Origin of the sequence: Janthinobacterium sp. KBS0711 (genome assembly GCF_000988085.1) — a bacterium.
In the GTDB taxonomy this organism is placed as follows: Bacteria; Pseudomonadota; Gammaproteobacteria; order Burkholderiales; family Burkholderiaceae_D; genus Janthinobacterium; species Janthinobacterium lividum_E.
This window is the reverse complement of record NZ_LBCO01000035.1, coordinates 431729-448198: the sequence shown is the minus strand read 5'-3', so window position 1 is coordinate 448198 and position 16470 is coordinate 431729. Positions and strand designations below refer to the sequence as shown.

The window sequence follows — 16470 nt, the reverse complement described above, 5'->3', positions numbered from 1 at the left end:
GCAGGGGCGGGAAAAACTTGAGGGTGGAAAATTTTTTTATTTTCAGTATTTGGGACGGCTGCTTTACGTGCACAGGAGTCATGAGGGCCTTCCTCATCATTCTGCAAAGCATCTATAAGCCCCCCCTTTCCCCTCATACTCCTCGTCTTGGCGCAAGGCGTAGCTGGTAATATTGTTACCAAATCGCACATTCCGCCTGCCGTGGCTGTCGTGGCAGCGCGATCTGGCCTAACTTCGAGCTTTTATGATAACGACTGATATGGACGCAAACAGCTCCGCCGCCGCGCCGCTGTCACAAGAGGTAACACAGGCCATCAATGCGGCGCTGGACATGGCGCAGCAGCATTTGCGTGACGGCGAGCTGGACCTTGCCGCACAACTGTTCCTGGCGGTCCTGGAGCTGGCGCCGCAGGAGCCATTTGCCAATCGACAACTTGGCTTGTTGCTGATGCGGGTTGGCGACGCGGCCGCTGCCGTGCCTTGCTTTGCTGTCGTACTCGCGGCGCAACCTGATCAATCCACGAGCTGGCTCGACTATATTGAAGCGTTGATCCTGTCTGGCCAGCATGAAACGGCACAGCAAATGCTGGCGCTGGGGCGCAAGCACGGGCTCGATAGCCTGGACGCGGACCGCTTGCAACAGGCATTGCTTTTGGGCATGAATGGCATACCCGATGGGGCAGCAATGCAATCGACGCCGGCAAGGACCCCGTCCGAGTCCGATCAACAGCCCAATGCCCACATGAATGTGCTATTCGATCAGCAACGCTATGCTGAGCTGGAACGTGAGGCGCGCGCGCTGACGCGCCGCAAGGCGAATGACGGCGTGGCCTGGAAGATGCTGGGACTGGCCTTGTTGATGCAGGGGCAGCTCCGCTCCGCGTTGCCGTGCATACAAAAGGCTATCCGGCTATTGCCGCGCGATGTGGAAGTGCAGAACAACATGGGACTGGTTCTGCAGGAATTGGGGCGGCTCGGCCCGGCTGAGCTCAGCTATCGCCGGGCGATCACCATGATGCCCGAGTTTTTCAGTGCCCATAGTAACTTGCTGATGTTGCAAAGTTACAGCGCCACGAGCGCCACAGGTCGCCACCTGGCCGAAGCCAGGCGGTACGGCAAAGCGGTGGCGTCCAGTGCCAGCAAGCCTTTCGAAACCTGGTCCTGCCGGCGCGACGCCGCGCGCTTGCGCATCGGCATCGTCTCGGGCGACCTGCGCAAGCATCCGGTCGGATATTTCCTGGAAAGCATGCTGGCATCGCTGAATACGCGGCGAGTCGAACTGATTGCCTATCCGACCGTGATCAAGGTAGATGACTTGACGGACCGCATCGCTCCGCATTTTTCCGCCTGGCGTCCCATTGTCAACAAGACAGACGAGGAGGCCGCGAAAATGATCGAAGCCGATGGCGTGCATGTCTTGCTTGACCTGTCTGGCCATACGGCCGATAACCGGTTGCCGCTGTTTGCCTGGCGGCCCGCTCCCGTGCAGACCACCTGGCTCGGCTATTTCGCCACCACGGGCGTGCAGCAGATGGATTATCTGCTGGGCGACCGCTTTGTCGCGCCGCTGGAAGAGAGCGGCGCTTTCACGGAAACGCTGTGGCATATGCCGGACAGCTATTTGTGCTTCACTCCGCCAGACTTTGATATTTCCGTCAGCCCCTTGCCCGCCCTGGAAAACGGCTTTGTCACGTTTGCCTGCTTCAATAAACTGAACAAGATGAATGATGGCGTGGTGGCCGTGTGGGCCAGAGTGCTGCACGCCGTGCCCGGTTCCCGATTGCTGCTGCGAGCGCTGCAATTGAGTGACGCCGCCGTACGCAGCCGTACCATTGCCCGCTTTGCCAGTTGCGGCATCGGCGCCGAACGCTTGCAACTGGAAGGCGCCTTGCCGCGCGACGAACTGCTGGCCGCCTACCAGCAAGCCGACATCGTGCTCGATCCCTTCCCGTATCCGGGTGGCACGACCAGCATGGAAGCACTATGGATGGGCTTGCCCATCGTCACGCGCTGCGGCAAAAGTTTCCTGTCGCACCTGGGCGAATCGGTACTGCACAATGCGGGCTTGCCGGACTGGGTCGCCGCGGGTGATGATGAATATGTGGCTATTGCAACCAAGAAGGCCGGTGACCTGGCGCAGCTGGCGGCCCTGCGCGCCGGCTTGCGCGCCCAAGTACTGGCCTCACCCCTGTACGATGCGCCCCGTTTTGCGCGCCATTTCGAAGACGCCATGTGGGGCATGTGGCAGGCGCGGATGGCTGTAATTGACAACGCAGGAGAACAATGATGGCCCGTACCACCCTGATTACCGGCGGCGCCGGCTTCCTCGGCTCGCACCTGTGCGACCGCATGATCGCCGATGGCCACGATGTGCTGTGCGTGGATAATTTCTACACGGGCAGCAAGGACAATATCCGCCACCTGCTGGGCCACAAGCGCTTCGAGCTGCTGCGCCACGACGTCTGGCTGCCGCTGTACGTGGAAGTGGACCGCATCTACAACCTGGCTTGCCCGGCCAGTCCCGTGCATTACCAGAACGACCCCACATCGACCACCAAGACCTCGGTGCTGGGCGCCATCAACATGCTGGGCCTGGCTAAGCGCAAGCGCGCGCGCATCCTGCAGGCGTCCACCTCGGAAGTGTATGGCGACCCGCAGGTGCATCCGCAGCGCGAGGATTACTGGGGCCACGTCAACCCGATCGGTCCGCGCGCCTGCTACGACGAGGGCAAGCGCTGCGCGGAAACCCTGTTTTTCGATTATCACCGCCAGTCGGCCGTGGATATCCGTGTCGTGCGCATCTTTAATACCTACGGCCCGCGCATGCATCCGAACGATGGCCGCGTGGTCAGCAACTTCATCGTGCAGGCGCTGCGCGGCGATCCGATCACCCTGTACGGCGACGGCCAGCAGACGCGCTCGTTCTGCTATGTCGACGACCTGATCGAAGGCATGGTCCGCATGATGAACCAGACGCAGGAAATCGGCCCCATGAATCTGGGCAATCCCGCCGAATTCACCATCCGCGAACTGGCCGAACTGGTGCTGCGCCTGACGGAATCGAAAAGCGAACTGGTCTTCCGCCCCTTGCCGGCCGACGACCCCGTGCGCCGCCAGCCCGATATCGCCAAGGCGCGCGCCGCCCTGGAATGGGAGCCGACGGTGAGCCTGCATGATGGATTGAAAGAAACCATCGCCTACTTCAAGAAAGTGATCTTTGCATGAAACAGCAATTGCTCCCGGCAGTGTGCCCGGTCTGCGCCCACACGGTGGCGGCAGCGTTTTTTGATGGCGGCCAGCAAGCCCTGGCTACCCTGGGCTGGCCGGCCAGCGCGGCCGAAGCGCAGGCAATGGCCGTGCAGCCGCACGATTTCGTGCAGTGCCCGCAGTGCACGCACGTATGGAACCGCGCGTTTTCCTATGACGCCATTCCCTACCAAAACAATCCTAACCGCATGTTCAACAAGGGCGGCATCTGGAAAGGCCACCTGGCCGATACGCGCGACGTGCTGCTGGCCCAGTTGCCGGCTTCGCCCACGGTGATCGACATCGGTTGCGGCGAAGGCCATTTCGTGCGCGCGCTGGCCGATGCCCGCAGCGAGCAGGGCCGTTTCATCGGCTTCGACCCGAATGCCACGCCGGAAACGGGCCGCGGCGTGGAGTTTCACGCGCGCTATTTCCAGCCGCTGCAGGACCTGCCCGAGTTCGCGCCTGATGCGCTGGTGATCCGACATGTACTCGAGCACCTGACCGATCCGGCCGCGCTGGTGGAGCAGATGGCGTGGGCCGCCTCCCGTTCGGACAAGCCGTGCTGGCTGTTTGCCGAAGTGCCGTGCATTGACCGGGTCTTCGCCACGGGCCGCCTGGCCGATTTCTTCTATGAACACATGTCGCATTTCACGACGGAATCGTTCCGTACCCTGATGCAGCGCGCAGGCGAGGTGGTGCAGCTGGCGCATGGCTATGACGGCGAAGTGGTGTATGCGCTGGTGCGCCTGCAGATTCCGAAGCCGCTGCGCGAGCAGGCGCGCCACAGCAATGCGTTTGCCGTCGCCGCCCAGCGCAGCCGCAAGACCATTGCCGCCCAGCTCGATACCTTGGCCAGCGGCGGCCAGCGCGTGGCCATCTGGGGCGGCACGGGCAAGGCCGCCGCCTTCATGCACCAGTTCGGCGCTGACGCGCAGCGCTTCCCGCTGGTGGTTGATTCCGACCCGGACAAGGCCGGCACCTTCGTGCCGGGCCTGGGCCAGGAAATCGTCTACCGCGACGTGCTGAAAACAGCGCCCGTCGACGTGGTCATCATCCCCACGCAATGGCGCGCGCGCGATATCGCGGCGGAAATGGCGCGCGAGGGCATTATCGCCAAGTCCATCCTGATCGAGCACGAAGGCGGCTTGATCGATTTCTTTGCCGACGAGCATCCTTACCGCTGATGTTCCCCGCCAGGTGCCCAGCTGGCGCCGGAATGCAAAAATGCCGCTCGATGAGCGGCATTTTTATTGGCGCGTACCGTATGTAGTGGTTCAGTCCGCTACCACCACGCGGTTCTTGCCCGTCTGCTTGGCCTGGTACATGGCGCGGTCGGCGCGCTTGACCAGTTCGGCCTGATCTTCGTTGGGCAGGCGCAGGGCCACGCCGGCGGAAAAGGTGATCAGGACTTTCTCGTTGTCGTGCAGGAAGAAATGCCGGGTCAGCTCGCGCTGCAAGCGCGTCATCGTCGACGAGGCCGCCTCGACCGTCGTTTCCGGCAGCAGGATGAGGAATTCCTCGCCGCCGAAGCGGGCGATGACGTCCATCGAGCGCAGGGTTTCCTTGACGATTTTGACCAGGTGTTTCAAAGCGGCATCGCCGGCCAGGTGGCCATAGGTGTCGTTCAGTCGTTTGAAGTCGTCCAGGTCCAGCATGGCGATGCACAGCGGCGTGCCGCGGCGGTCGGAGCGGGCCGTCTCGCGCTCGAACACGTCGTCCAGGCCACGGCGGTTCAGGCTGCCTGTCAGCTGATCTTCCCGCACCAGTTCGCTCATGTGCTGGAGCTTTGCTTCCAGGGTGTGGATGCGCTGTTCCGCATCCTGCACTTCCTGGCGCGCCAGCACCATTTTGTCGCGCGCACGCAAGGCCTCGTTCTGCACCATGCGCGTTTCGCGCAGGACTTCGTCGAGAACGCTGTTCAGTTCGCTGATATTTTCCGCCTGGCTGATCTTTTCCGAATAGCCGCCGATCTTTTCATGGAAGTCGCCCGTGCTGGCCGCCACTTGTCCCAGGCGGTCGATGAAGGTCATCATCATGTTCTTGACCGTCAGCTTGACGTCGGACAAGCTGTGCTTGAGCTGGCTTTGCTTGTAGATGACTTCTTTCAGGCTGCGCGTGGCGTCTTCCAGCGCGCGCTGGTCGAGCGGGCCGGCGATCAGGTTTTGCACGGCATCGACCTGGCCGCGCAGCCAGCTGTCGTCGTCGAGCAATTGGCTGACGTTGTCGAGCAGCAGCTTGAACAGGCGCAGCAGCAATTCCTGCTGCTCGGCCGTGTCGCCGCTTTTCAGTTCGATCTGGTAGCACAGCTGCTTCAGGCGCAGGGCCGCTTCGTTCAGCGCTTCTTCCGTATGGGCCTGCTTGATGGCCGCGCCCAGCGATTCGGCCTCTTCCACCAGCGCGGGCGTGCCCGTCAGCAAGGTGGCGACGGCAAAGCCCAGGGTACGGCTGAGCAATTCACGCAGGGTGCGCGTCTGTTCGCCGTCCGGCAGGGGCGGCAATTCGATGCCGCCGCCTTTCTTGACCTGTTTCTCCGCCAGCTGCGCCAGGGTGCGCGCATAGCTGTCCCAGTCGCGCGCCTTCAGGGCGCGCTGGAAACGCTTGCCAAAGTCGCCCAGTTCGCCCGCCGATTCGCTCATCTTGGCGGCGAATTGCGTCAGCACGTTTTCCGCGCCGCTCTCCGTGGGGGCGCTGGCGGCCAGCACCGCTCCCGGCGCAGCTGGCGTCTCGGCCGGTTCGCTGATGCCGGCGATTTCATTGTAGATATCGCGGTAGGCGCTCGGCGTCGGGGCGATGCGGCGCGTGGCCAGGCGGCGAAACGCTTCGCGGGCGATATCGGCCGGGTTCATCGCGCCGGCGGTGGCATTCGTGGCGCCAGCGGGAGCGCTTGCTGGTGAAGATGGCAATTTACTGGACATGTAGGCACAGCCTTTTCAGATATTTCTCATTATCCCCATGATATGCGAGTTGGCAAAGAACTTATTGTGCGAGAAGCAAGGAGAAGTCCTGTCAATTCGCCCGATGCCAGCGGGCATGCCGCTTTGCCGTCAATCCACCAGCTGGTTGCGGATGGCGTAGTGCGTCAGTTCCGCGCTATTCTTGAGTTTCATCTTGACCAGCAAGCGGGCGCGGTATTCGCTGACGGTTTTCACGGACAATTTCAGTTCCTCGGCGATGGCGCCCACGGCCTTGCCCGAGGCGATCATCACCAGGGTCTGGTATTCGCGGTCCGACAAGGTGTCGTGCAAGGCCGTTTCGTGGTCTTCGCCCACCGTGTTGGCCAGTTCCTGGGCCAGCGAGGCGCTGATGTATTTCAAACCCTGCGCCACCTGGCGGATGGCCGTGACCAGCTCGCGCGGCGCGCTCTGTTTCGTCAGGTAGCCGGCCGCGCCCGCCTTGAGCGAACGGATGGCGTACTGGTCTTCGCGGTGCATAGACAGCATCAGCACGGCCAGTTCCGGTTTTTCCTTCTTGATCTGCTTGAGCACCTCGATGCCGCTGCGGTCGGGCAGGGAGATGTCGAGCAGCAATACCTGGCATTTCGAGCCGCGGAACAGTTTGATGGCGTCGTGGCCGTTTTCGGCTTCGCCGGCCACGATGATGTCCTTCGTGTCGGCGAGGATTTGCTTCAAGCCTTCGCGCACGATCGCGTGATCGTCGGCGATGAATACCCGGATGGTGGCTTTTTCTTTCATGACTGCGTTGTTTCCTATCTAATTCACCCACTAGGCCGCGTCTGGCGGCGGCCCGCTGTGCGCTGGCGCACTGGCTGCAGCCGCTATTATCGCCTCTCGCGCGGTGGTCAGCCGGATTTTTATGCTCAGGATGGTGCCGCCATCGGGCCCGTCCATCAGGCTCAGGGTGCCGCCCAGCGCGCTGGCCCGTTCGGCCATGCCGCGGATGCCGAACGACTGCGGCTTGGCGCGGTCGGACAGGCGCATGCCGACGCCATTGTCGGCGATCGACAGGCTGATATGCTGGCGCTGCCGGGCCAGGCGCACGCTGACCTTGCTCGCCTGCGCATGCTTGGCGATATTCGTCAGCGCCTCCTGGGCGATGCGGAACAGGCTCGTTGCTTGGTCCAGCTCGAGGTCGATGTGCTGGCGGTTCGAAATGAACTGGCATTCGATACCGGCCTGGCGCGCGAATTCCTTGACTTGCCAGTCCAGCGCGGCGACCAGGCCCAGGTCCAGCATGGAGGGGCGCAAGTCCAGCGAAATGCGGTGTACGGCGTCGATGCTGCGGTCGACGAGGGCGTCGACATAGTCGGCTTTTTCCTGCAGTTGCGGGTCGTCCGGCGGCAGGCGGCGCGCCAGCATGGCCAGTGCCATCTTGATGGCCGTCAAGTTGCCGCCCAGGTCATCGTGCAATTCGCGCGCCAGGCGCGTGCGTTCGTGCTCCTTGACCTTGTCGATATGCGCAGTCAGCTCGGCCAGGCGGGCGCGCGACTGGCGCACTTCGATCTGCTCGAGCCGGCTTTCCGTGATATTCGTCATGATGCCTTCCCACTGCACCGTGCCGTCGGCCAGCGCGCGCGGCGTGGAGCGCAGGTTGATCCATTTGACGTCCTTCCAGGCATCGATCCAGATGCGGCCTTCCCAGTTCCAGCTCCACAAGGTGTTTTTTGAGGTCTGCATCGATTCCAGATACGAGGCGCGGTCGTCGGCCAGGATCAACTGGTAAAACAGTTCCGGACGCGCGTGTAGCTGTGCCGGGCTCAGGCCCAGCAGGGCCTGGCAACCGTCGCTCAGGTAGGCAAAGGACGCCCGTCCATCCGCATGCAGGCAGAACTGGTACACGAGGCCCGGCGTGTTCGACACGATGGCGTTGAAGCGCGACTGCACCTGCGCCAGGGCGGCGGCCGTCGCTTGCGGCGTGCGCAAGTCTTCGCCTTCGGCCAGGATCAGGGAGCGGCCCTGGCGGCTGGCGCGCGACAACTGCAGGCTGAGCGAATACAGGCTGCCATCGCGGCGGCGCTGCTGCACGTGCAGCCGGGCTTGCGCGCCGATGCTGTCGTCGAGGGTGGCCAGCACGGCGGCCAGTTGCTGCGCGTCGAGCTGCGGCGCCAGGGTGAAGGGCGTCATCGCCAGCAATTGCTTGCGCGCATACTGCAAGTTGTCGCAGGCGGCATCGTTGGCGTCCAGCAATTGCAAGCTGGCCGCATCAAACAGGTAGATTTCCGGCGCCGCCGCGCGCAGGGCGGGCGCCAGCCGGGGCGTGTCGTGCATGAAGTTGCTTTTCTTCATCAGCGGCGGGCGCGCCAGAAGGCGGCGAAGCGGCGCAGGACTCTGGCCGGGCGCGAATTATGGCGTCCTGGCGTGCCCTTGCGCAAGCGTTGCCACCAGGCACGGCGGGCGCGGCCCAGCGCGGCCGACAGGCGGCTGACTCGGCGCCATGGCCGCGTGGCGCGCAGGCGGGCGATCCAGCGATCCTTGGTTTCCATGAACAAGCCATGCCAGCGCGCAAACCACGGCAAGGTCAACAGGGTAGGGCGCGTCAGGCTGTACAGGCGCGCCACGGCTGCCGCGCCGCCCAGCTTGGCGATGACGATCACGCCGATGCCGGAAAACGCATGGCCGCGCGCGATCGCCAGCAGGGCCAGCAGCTTGACGGGAAACAGCAGCACGGCCGGCAGCACGAAGATGGTCAGCGCCCAGTACGGCGGCAGGCGCTTGATCCACGCTTCGAGCGCATGCAGGGGCGGAAATTGCGCGATCACCTGCATGATGCGCGCGCCTGTCGCCCACAGCCATTCCTCGATCAGCAGGAAGATGGCGGCCAGGTAGACCAGCGGCGCGAACAGCCAGCGCCTGACTCTGTAGAATTTTTTCATCCGTCTCCGTGTGCGGCCCACGTTTGCCGCGATTGCCACGATGATACGTCAAAAAAGCCCGTTTGCCCCCGCATCCCGTGTGCCCGCGGCTCCCTGGCGGGGCTACAATAGACAGATGAATAAAGCCTTTGTAAAAGAATCCGACAACGACGACGATGAAGAAGCGGCCGCGCTGGCGCTGGCCATTCCCGCCGGCGCCAAGAACTACATCACGCCGGCCGGTTACCAGCGCATCAAGGAAGAGCTGCTGCAGCTGATCGACGTCGACCGTCCGGAAGTGGTGCGCATCGTCCATTGGGCGGCGTCGAATGGCGACCGTTCGGAAAATGGCGACTACATCTACGGCAAGCGCCGACTGCGCGAGATCGACCGCCGCATCCGCTTCCTCACCAAGCGCATGGACCTGGCCGCCATCGTCGACCCCAGCGTGCACCATGGCAACGACCAGGTGTTCTTTGGCGCCACCGTCAAATATCGCACGGAAGATGGCGAAACGCACACCATCACCATCGTCGGCATCGACGAGTTCGATCCCCTGAACGGCAAGATCAGCTGGGTCTCGCCCATGGCCCGCACCATCACCAAGGCGCGCGAAGGCGACGTCATCACCCTCACCACGCCACTGGGCGAGCAGGAACTGGAATTGCTGGAAGTGACGTATCCGGCGCCGGGAGAAGGGTAGTTTGCGGTGACGCAGGGTGCGTGAGGCGCGCGCAGGCACACTGATCCTTTGATTGCTATCAGGAGCTGCCATGCCCCGCCGCCTTCGCCTCGCCTTGCCCGGCGTTCCGCTGCATGTGGTGCAGCGTGGTGTGAACCGCCAGGCATGCTTTCTTGATGGACAAGACAAGCAGCGCTATCTTGATTATTTGCGCAGTTGTCTGGCGCTTGCGCCATGCCAGTTGCATGCTTATGTGTTGATGAGTAATCATGTGCATCTCTTGCTTTCCACGCAAGGCATGGCCTCCCTGGCGTCGCTGATGAAAATGCTGAATCAGCGTTATGTTCAGTATTTCAATTGGCGTTATGGCCGCACCGGCAGCTTGTGGGAAGGCCGCTACAAATCTTGCCTGGTGCAGGGCGAGCGTTATTTATTGATTTGCCAGCGCTATATCGAACTCAATCCCGTCAGGGCTGGCATCGTGGCATTGCCTGGGCAATATTGCTGGTCCAGCTATCGGAGCAATGCGCAGGGCGTACATGATGATCTGCTGTCTCCGCATTCCTTGTATTTGACGCTTGGACGTGACGAATCTGAGCGGCAAAAGAAATACCAAACGTTATTTCAGGATGAGTTGGGCGAGCGTTGCATCGGACAACTGCGAGAGGCAGTCAATGCCGAATTTGCCGTAGGCGATCAGGCGTTTTTACGGCAAGTCGCGGAAATGCGCCGGTAGTCCGCAGCGGAGATCCGGGGTCAGACCCGGCGGGTCTGACCCCAGTTTTTTGCTGCGTAAATGAATTACGTTCGAACCCGCAAAGCGTGAGAGCCGGGGTCAGTCGCTTCGCGATTGGAATGCGTCCCATTGGGACGTATTCCCCCGGCGGGTCTGACCCCAGTTTTTTGCTGTGTAAATTAATTGCGCTCGCGCAGGATGCGGTTGACCCCCGCAACCCGCCGCACATTGCGCAGCAGGGCGGCCAGGTGGACCCTGTCCTTGACTTGCACGGTGAAGCGCAGTTGGTCGAGGACGTTGTCCTTGTCTTCGTCCATGCCCACATAGATGATGTTGGCGTCGGATTCGCCGATTTCGGCGGCGACTCTGGCCAGGATGCCCCGTTCGCTGTTGATCAGCACCTTGATGCGGCAGTCGAAGCGGCGGTTCAGTTCGGTTCCCCAGCGCACGGCGATCCAGCGGTCCGGTTCCTTGGCGCGCTGGCGTTTCGCTTGCGAGCAGTCGCTGGTGTGGACGAGCAAGCCCTGGTCGCGGCGCAGCTGGCCGATGATCTGGTCGCCAGGGATAGGCAAGCAGCATGGCGCCAGTTGCACGGAGACGCCTTCGCTGCCGCAGATGGTGACAGGGTCGAGCTCGCTGCCGCTGTTGTGTTCCACGGGCATGCTGGCCGCTTCGCCGCCGATCAAACCGAAGATGTGGCGCGCCACCAGGGTGGCCATGCGCTTGCCGATGCCGATGTCCGCGTACAACTCGTCCATGGAATTGGCGCTCGATTCGTTGAGCAGGCGTTCGACCAATGGCGCTTGCAGGTCGGCGTCGATGTTCAGGGTGTGCAGCGCCTGCGACAGCAGTTGCTGGCCCAGGGCGATCGATTCGGGCAGGTTGATCGTGCGCAAATGGTGGCGGATGGCCGAACGGGCCTTGCCGGTGCGCACGAACGACAGCCACGTCGGGCTGGGGCGCGACGAGGAATCGGTGATGATTTCCACGATGTCGCCATTGTGCAGCTCGGTGCGCAGGGGCGAGGTTTCGTTGTTGATCTTGACGGCCACGGTCTGGTCGCCGATGCCCGTGTGGATCGAGTAGGCGAAGTCGATGGCCGTGGCGCCGCGCGGCAGGGCGATGATCTTCGACTTCGGCGTAAACACGTAGACGGAATCGGGGAACAGGTCGACCTTGACGTGTTCGAGGAATTCGGCCGAGTCGCCCGTTTGCTGCTGGATGTCGAGCAAGGATTGCAGCCACGCATGGGTGCGCTGCTGCAGGTCGGACGGGTTCGATTCGCCACTCTTGTAGAGCCAGTGCGCCGCCACGCCGGACTCTGCCGTGCGGTGCATTTCCTGCGTGCGGATCTGGAATTCCACGGGCGTGCCGTAGGGGCCGATGACGGTCGTGTGGAGCGACTGGTAGCCGTTCAGCTTGCGGATCGCGATGTAATCCTTGAACTTGCCCGGCATCGGCTTGTACAGGCTGTGCAGGGTGCCCAGGGTGACGTAACAGTCGGCAAAGCTGCTCACCACGACGCGGAAACCGTACACGTCCAGCACTTGCGAGAACGACAAATGCTTGCTGCGCATCTTTTTATAGATGTCGTACAGCGTCTTTTCGCGGCCCGTGACGTCGGCCTCGAGCTCGGCCATGGACAAGGTACTTTTCACCGCTTCCATGATCTTGTTGACCACTTCGCGCCGGTTGCCGCGCGCCGCCTTGACGGCTTTCGCCAGCGTGCGGTAGCGCATCGGGTACAGGTGCGAGAACGACAGGTCCTGCAGTTCGTGGTAGATGTTGTTCAGGCCGAGGCGGTGCGCGATCGGCACGTACACTTCCATGGTCTCGCTGGCGATGCGGCGCTTTTTTGCCGCCGTCATGAAGTCCAGGGTGCGCATATTGTGCAGGCGGTCTGCCAGCTTGATGAGGATCACGCGCACGTCGGAGGCCATGGCCAGCAGCATCTTGCGGAAGTTTTCCGCCTGCGCTTCGATCTGGCTCTGGAATTCGATCTTTTCCAGCTTCGACAGGCCGTCGACCAGGTGCGCCACGGGCGCGCCGAAGCGCTCGATCAATTCATCCTTCTTGACGTCCTGGTCTTCCATCACGTCGTGCAGCAGGGCGGCCATGATGGCTTGCGCGTCGAGCTTCCAGTCGGCGCAGATTTCGGCGACGGCGATCGGGTGCGAGATATACGGCTCGCCCGAGCGGCGCATCTGGCCCAGGTGCATTTCGTCGGAGAAGCGGTAGGCTTCCTTGACTTTTTTCAGGTCGGCAGGAGACAGGTATTCGGCCAGCTTGTCGGCCAGGTGGCTGACGGAGGCCACGCCGAGGGCTGGCGCTGGCGGTACTGCGGGGGTGTTGCTGCCGGACGTGCCGGCGCCGGGCGCGGAAGCGCCCTGCGATTTTGCCGCCTGGCGCGGGGCCAGGGGCGGCAGTGCTGCGGAAGTCGTGTCGGCTGGGGTCAGACTCATAAAACGTCGCGTTGCTTCACAGTGTGAATAAAGGATACGGTAGAACCAGGGGTCAGCACTGTTCCGGCACGCGGGTTCCCAATTACATCGGGACCTTTTTCAGCATTTCGATGCCGACTTTACCGGCAGCGATTTCACGCAGTGCGACAACGGTAGGCTTGTCCTTGGCTTCCACCTTGGGGGTGTGGCCTTGCAACAACTGACGTGCGCGATAAGTCGCAGCCAGGGTCAGCTGGAAACGGTTAGGGATCTGCTTCAGGCAATCTTCGATTGTGATACGGGCCATAGTAACTCCTAAATTTGTGTGCGTGGTGCTGTGTGAACTGGCGTGCAGAGACGATTATTCTGCGTGCAGGCCCAGCTGGGCGAATAGCGATGCGTTGCGGGCCGCTTGTTGCGCAAACCGGCAACGGGCCGCTCTCACGATCGCGCTCAGTTCGGACAAAGCGACCGTAAACTCTTCATTGATAATAACATACTCGAACTCGGGAGCGTGTGCGATTTCGCCGCCGGCCGCCAGCAGGCGGCGCGTGATCACGTGCGGCTCGTCCTGGCCGCGCTTGTTCAAGCGTTCTTCCAGCGCATCGATCGACGGCGGCAGGATGAAAATACCGGCCGCGCGGGGGAATTGCTTGCGTACCTGGCGCGCGCCCTGCCAGTCGATTTCCAGCAGGATGTCGGTGCCGGCGGCCATTTGCTGTTCCACCATGATGCGCGAGGTGCCGTAGTAATTGCCATGCACTTCCGCCCATTCCAGGAATTCGCCCTGGTCGGCGCGCGCGACAAAGTCTTCCGCCGTCGTGAAATAGTACTCGCGGCCGTGCTGCTCGCCCGGACGCGGGGCGCGCGTGGTGGTCGAGATCGACAGCTTGATGCCGGGCTCTTGCGCCAGCAATGCATTGACCAGTGTCGATTTGCCGGCGCCCGATGGCGCGGCGACCACGAACAGGCTGCCGGAGAAGGCGGTAGGGTGGCTCATGCGGATCTTTCCATATACGTGTGATGGCGGCGTGTGCGCTGCATGGGCGCCGCCCAATTCGGTATTTTACCAAGAGGCAAGGCGGCGAGCCAGCCCCGCGATGCGCCTTGCCGCCAGCCCTGCGCATATTTTGCTTGTTATCTTGAAGAAATAGTTATCTAATTTGGAATGCTTTTTTCTTGATAACTATTTGCCGACAGGATGTGCGCATGAAAAATTTCCCGTTTCTCAGCGTTGCCCAGGCCATGTTGCTGCTGCGCGTGGCCATCGCCGTGATGTTCATGGCACACGCCATCACGCGCATCGCCAACGGCACCATTCCCCGCTTTGCTGGTTTCCTGGAAGACAAGGGATTTATCTGTGGCCTGGCCGTCGTGTGGGCGATTACCGTCGTCGAGATCGTTTGCGGCAGTTTGCTCATCGCCGGCAAATACACGCGCTGGGCGGCGGCCGGATTGATGGTCATCTGCGTCGGCGGCATCGCCCTCGTGCATGCGGCCAAGGGCTGGTTCGTGGGCGAACATGGCGCCGGCGGCGTGGAATACAGCATCGTGCTGTTTGTCGCCTGCGTCGTCATCGCCGCCAGCGACAGGGGGCGCGCCGGAGCGCGCCTGGCCTGAGGCGGAGCGATTATTCCAGGTTCTGCACCTGTTCGCGCATCTGCTCGATCAGCAGCTTCAAGTCCATCGAGGCGTCGGCCAGTTCCTTGACGGACGCCTTGGCGCCCAGGGTGTTGGCTTCGCGGTTCAGTTCCTGCATCATGAAGTCGAGGCGCTTGCCCACTTGCCCGCCCTTGGTGAGGATGTGGCGCGTTTCGCCCAGGTGGGCCGACAGGCGCGCCAGTTCTTCCGACACGTCGATGCGGATGCCGTACAAAATCACTTCCTGGCGGATGCGTTCCATGGCGTCCTGGCGCGACAGGGCCGAATTCGAGCCCTGACTGGCCAGGCCCAGCGCATCCTGCATGCGCTCGATGGCTTTTTGCTGGAAGGCCGCCACCACTTGCGGTATCAATGGCGTGATGCGCTTGACGATGGCTTCCATCGCCTCGATGCGCGACACGAGCACGGCTTCGAGCGCGGCGCCTTCGCGCTTGCGGCTGTCGACGAAGGCGGCCACGGTGCGCTTGGTCAGCGCGCCCACGTCCGCCTGCAAGGATTCTTGCCCCACTTGCGCTTCTTCGATGACGCCAGGCCAGCGCAGCAGTTCGGCCACCGTCATGACGGGGGCGGAGACAAAATGCTGGCCCACTTCGGCTTGCAGGCGCGCCAGTTCCGTCAGCAGGGGCAGGTTCAGCGCCTGCGTGCCGTTTGTGGCGGCCTTGCGGCCAAAGCTCAGGCGTACCTCGACTTTGCCGCGCGTGATGGCGGACATGACGGCGGCGCGCAAATCAGGCTCCAGGGCCCGCAGATCGTCGTTGATCCGGAATTGCAGGTCGAGAAAGCGCGAGTTGACGCTCTTGATTTCAATTGTCAGTGTGCCTGCAGCACCTTCGCTGGTGGCAACCGCGTAGCCTGTCATGCTTGAAATGCTCAAAGGATTCCCCGATTTGGTCTTGTATACAGTCACTTATACACTTAATCAGCCAGCGCAGGCAATACCGCCCGCGCCGCAAAACAGGACCGAAGTGCTCGATGGCCTGGAAATTGCTGAATAGTGTGCGTTTTACGGCATTGTAAAGAAAATTGTGTTTGGCGGGGCAGGATTGTATGGATCATGTGTGCGCCGCCCGCCATCGCGCCCTGCGCTGTTGCATGACTGCAAATAGACGGGCGCGCGGTGGTAGAATCGCTGCCGCCACCCCAATCACACAGGACATCCCATGACATTCGAATCCCGCCCGAGCGGCCGCGCCGTCGACGCGCTGCGCGCCATCCGCATCACCCGCCAGTACACCAAGCATGCCGAAGGCTCGGTGCTGATCGAGTGCGGCGACACCAAGGTCATCTGCACCGCCAGCATCGAAGACAAGGTGCCGGGTTTCCTGAAGGGCAAGGGCCAGGGCTGGTTGACGGCCGAGTACGGCATGCTGCCCCGCTCGACGCACACGCGCATGGACCGCGAAGCGGCGCGCGGCAAGCAGTCGGGCCGCACGCAGGAAATCCAGCGCCTGATCGGCCGCTCGCTGCGCGCCGCCTTCGATTTGCAGGCGTTCGGCGAACGCACCCTGCACCTCGATTGCGACGTGATCCAGGCCGACGGCGGCACGCGCACGGCCTCGATCACGGGCGCCATGGTGGCCGCGTATGACGCGTTTTCCCAGCTGCAGGCGCGCGGCGCGATTGCCGCCATCCCCGTGAAAAGCTTTGTTGCCGCCATCTCGGTGGGCGTCTACCAGGGCATGCCGGTGCTGGACCTGGACTATGTGGAAGACTCGGGCTGCGACACGGACATGAACGTGGTGATGACGGAAGCGGGCCACTTCATCGAAGTGCAGGGCACGGCCGAAGGCGCCGCGTTCGACCGCGCCGGCATGAACCGTTTGCTGGACCTGGCGCAAGGCGGCATCGCCGATCTGATCGCCCTGCAAAAGCAAGCCCTCGGCATGTAATC

The 16470-nt window shown here is 62.4% G+C and carries 15 protein-coding genes; 7 read left to right on the top strand and 8 right to left on the bottom strand.

The window, feature by feature from the left end; translation table 11 throughout:
• The first annotated feature begins 259 nt into the window (after nt 1–259).
• The 3 genes from VM94_RS25125 to VM94_RS25115 are packed head-to-tail and all read left to right on the top strand — an operon-like array spanning nt 260 to nt 4433.
• Nucleotides 260–2287 (top strand): tetratricopeptide repeat protein, encoded by a 2028-nt coding sequence (locus VM94_RS25125; RefSeq protein WP_046685914.1) that lies wholly within the window; start codon nt 260–262, stop codon nt 2285–2287.
• On the top strand, nt 2284–3225 hold the full coding sequence (locus tag VM94_RS25120) for a UDP-glucuronic acid decarboxylase family protein (RefSeq protein WP_046685913.1): 942 nt from the start codon (nt 2284–2286) through the stop codon (nt 3223–3225). Before VM94_RS25125 ends, VM94_RS25120 begins: the two co-directional genes overlap by 4 nt.
• The gene (locus VM94_RS25115) at nt 3222–4433 is read left to right on the top strand and encodes a class I SAM-dependent methyltransferase (protein ID WP_046685912.1); all 1212 of its coding nucleotides are present in this window, start codon (nt 3222–3224) and stop codon (nt 4431–4433) included. The genes VM94_RS25120 and VM94_RS25115 overlap by 4 nt, the downstream gene beginning before the upstream one ends.
• 90 nt (nt 4434–4523) lie before the next feature.
• On the opposite strand, the gene VM94_RS25110 is transcribed toward VM94_RS25115, so the two are convergent.
• From VM94_RS25110 to VM94_RS25095, 4 genes are all read right to left on the bottom strand, one after another.
• Nucleotides 4524–6095 carry a diguanylate cyclase gene (locus VM94_RS25110; protein ID WP_046685911.1) on the bottom strand — a complete coding sequence of 524 codons (1572 nt, stop codon included), beginning with the start codon at nt 6093–6095 and terminating at the stop codon, nt 4524–4526.
• Nucleotides 6096–6293: 198 nt separating this feature from the next.
• Complete coding sequence (locus VM94_RS25105) at nt 6294–6941, bottom strand: response regulator (RefSeq protein WP_034753998.1); 648 nt, start codon at nt 6939–6941, stop codon at nt 6294–6296.
• A gap of 30 nt (nt 6942–6971) precedes the next feature.
• Complete coding sequence (locus tag VM94_RS25100) at nt 6972–8474, bottom strand: sensor histidine kinase (RefSeq protein ID WP_235433017.1); 1503 nt, start codon at nt 8472–8474, stop codon at nt 6972–6974.
• 17 nt (nt 8475–8491) lie between these two features.
• Nucleotides 8492–9079 carry a membrane protein gene (locus VM94_RS25095; RefSeq protein WP_046685910.1) on the bottom strand — a complete coding sequence of 196 codons (588 nt, stop codon included), beginning with the start codon at nt 9077–9079 and terminating at the stop codon, nt 8492–8494.
• Between the two features lie 115 nt (nt 9080–9194).
• On the opposite strand from VM94_RS25095, the gene greB reads away from it, so the two are divergent.
• Together greB and VM94_RS25085 are read left to right on the top strand one after the other, a co-directional pair.
• Nucleotides 9195–9761 carry a transcription elongation factor GreB gene (gene greB, locus VM94_RS25090; protein WP_034753993.1) on the top strand — a complete coding sequence of 189 codons (567 nt, stop codon included), beginning with the start codon at nt 9195–9197 and terminating at the stop codon, nt 9759–9761.
• A gap of 70 nt (nt 9762–9831) precedes the next feature.
• The gene (locus VM94_RS25085) at nt 9832–10476 is read left to right on the top strand and encodes a transposase (protein WP_046685909.1); all 645 of its coding nucleotides are present in this window, start codon (nt 9832–9834) and stop codon (nt 10474–10476) included.
• 179 nt (nt 10477–10655) lie between these two features.
• On the opposite strand, the gene VM94_RS25080 is transcribed toward VM94_RS25085, so the two are convergent.
• The 3 genes from VM94_RS25080 to gmk form a co-directional block, all read right to left on the bottom strand.
• Nucleotides 10656–12938, bottom strand: a complete 2283-nt coding sequence (locus VM94_RS25080; RefSeq protein ID WP_046685908.1) for a RelA/SpoT family protein — start codon at nt 12936–12938, stop codon at nt 10656–10658.
• Between the two features lie 82 nt (nt 12939–13020).
• Nucleotides 13021–13224: a DNA-directed RNA polymerase subunit omega gene (gene rpoZ / locus VM94_RS25075; RefSeq protein WP_010400723.1), complete on the bottom strand. Its 204-nt coding sequence runs from the start codon at nt 13222–13224 to the stop codon at nt 13021–13023.
• A gap of 54 nt (nt 13225–13278) precedes the next feature.
• Nucleotides 13279–13917 (bottom strand): guanylate kinase, encoded by a 639-nt coding sequence (gene gmk / locus VM94_RS25070; RefSeq protein ID WP_080753685.1) that lies wholly within the window; start codon nt 13915–13917, stop codon nt 13279–13281.
• Between the two features lie 209 nt (nt 13918–14126).
• On the opposite strand from gmk, the gene VM94_RS25065 reads away from it, so the two are divergent.
• Complete coding sequence (locus tag VM94_RS25065; protein ID WP_046685907.1) at nt 14127–14537, top strand: DoxX family protein; 411 nt, start codon at nt 14127–14129, stop codon at nt 14535–14537.
• Between the two features lie 10 nt (nt 14538–14547).
• Here the strand turns inward: VM94_RS25065 and VM94_RS25060 are convergent, their stop codons facing one another.
• Entirely contained in the window at nt 14548–15438 is an 891-nt protein-coding gene (locus tag VM94_RS25060; protein ID WP_046685906.1) for a YicC/YloC family endoribonuclease, read from the bottom strand.
• 301 nt (nt 15439–15739) lie between these two features.
• On the opposite strand from VM94_RS25060, the gene rph reads away from it, so the two are divergent.
• Complete coding sequence (gene rph / locus VM94_RS25055; protein ID WP_046685905.1) at nt 15740–16468, top strand: ribonuclease PH; 729 nt, start codon at nt 15740–15742, stop codon at nt 16466–16468.
• The last annotated feature ends 2 nt before the right edge of the window (nt 16469–16470 follow it).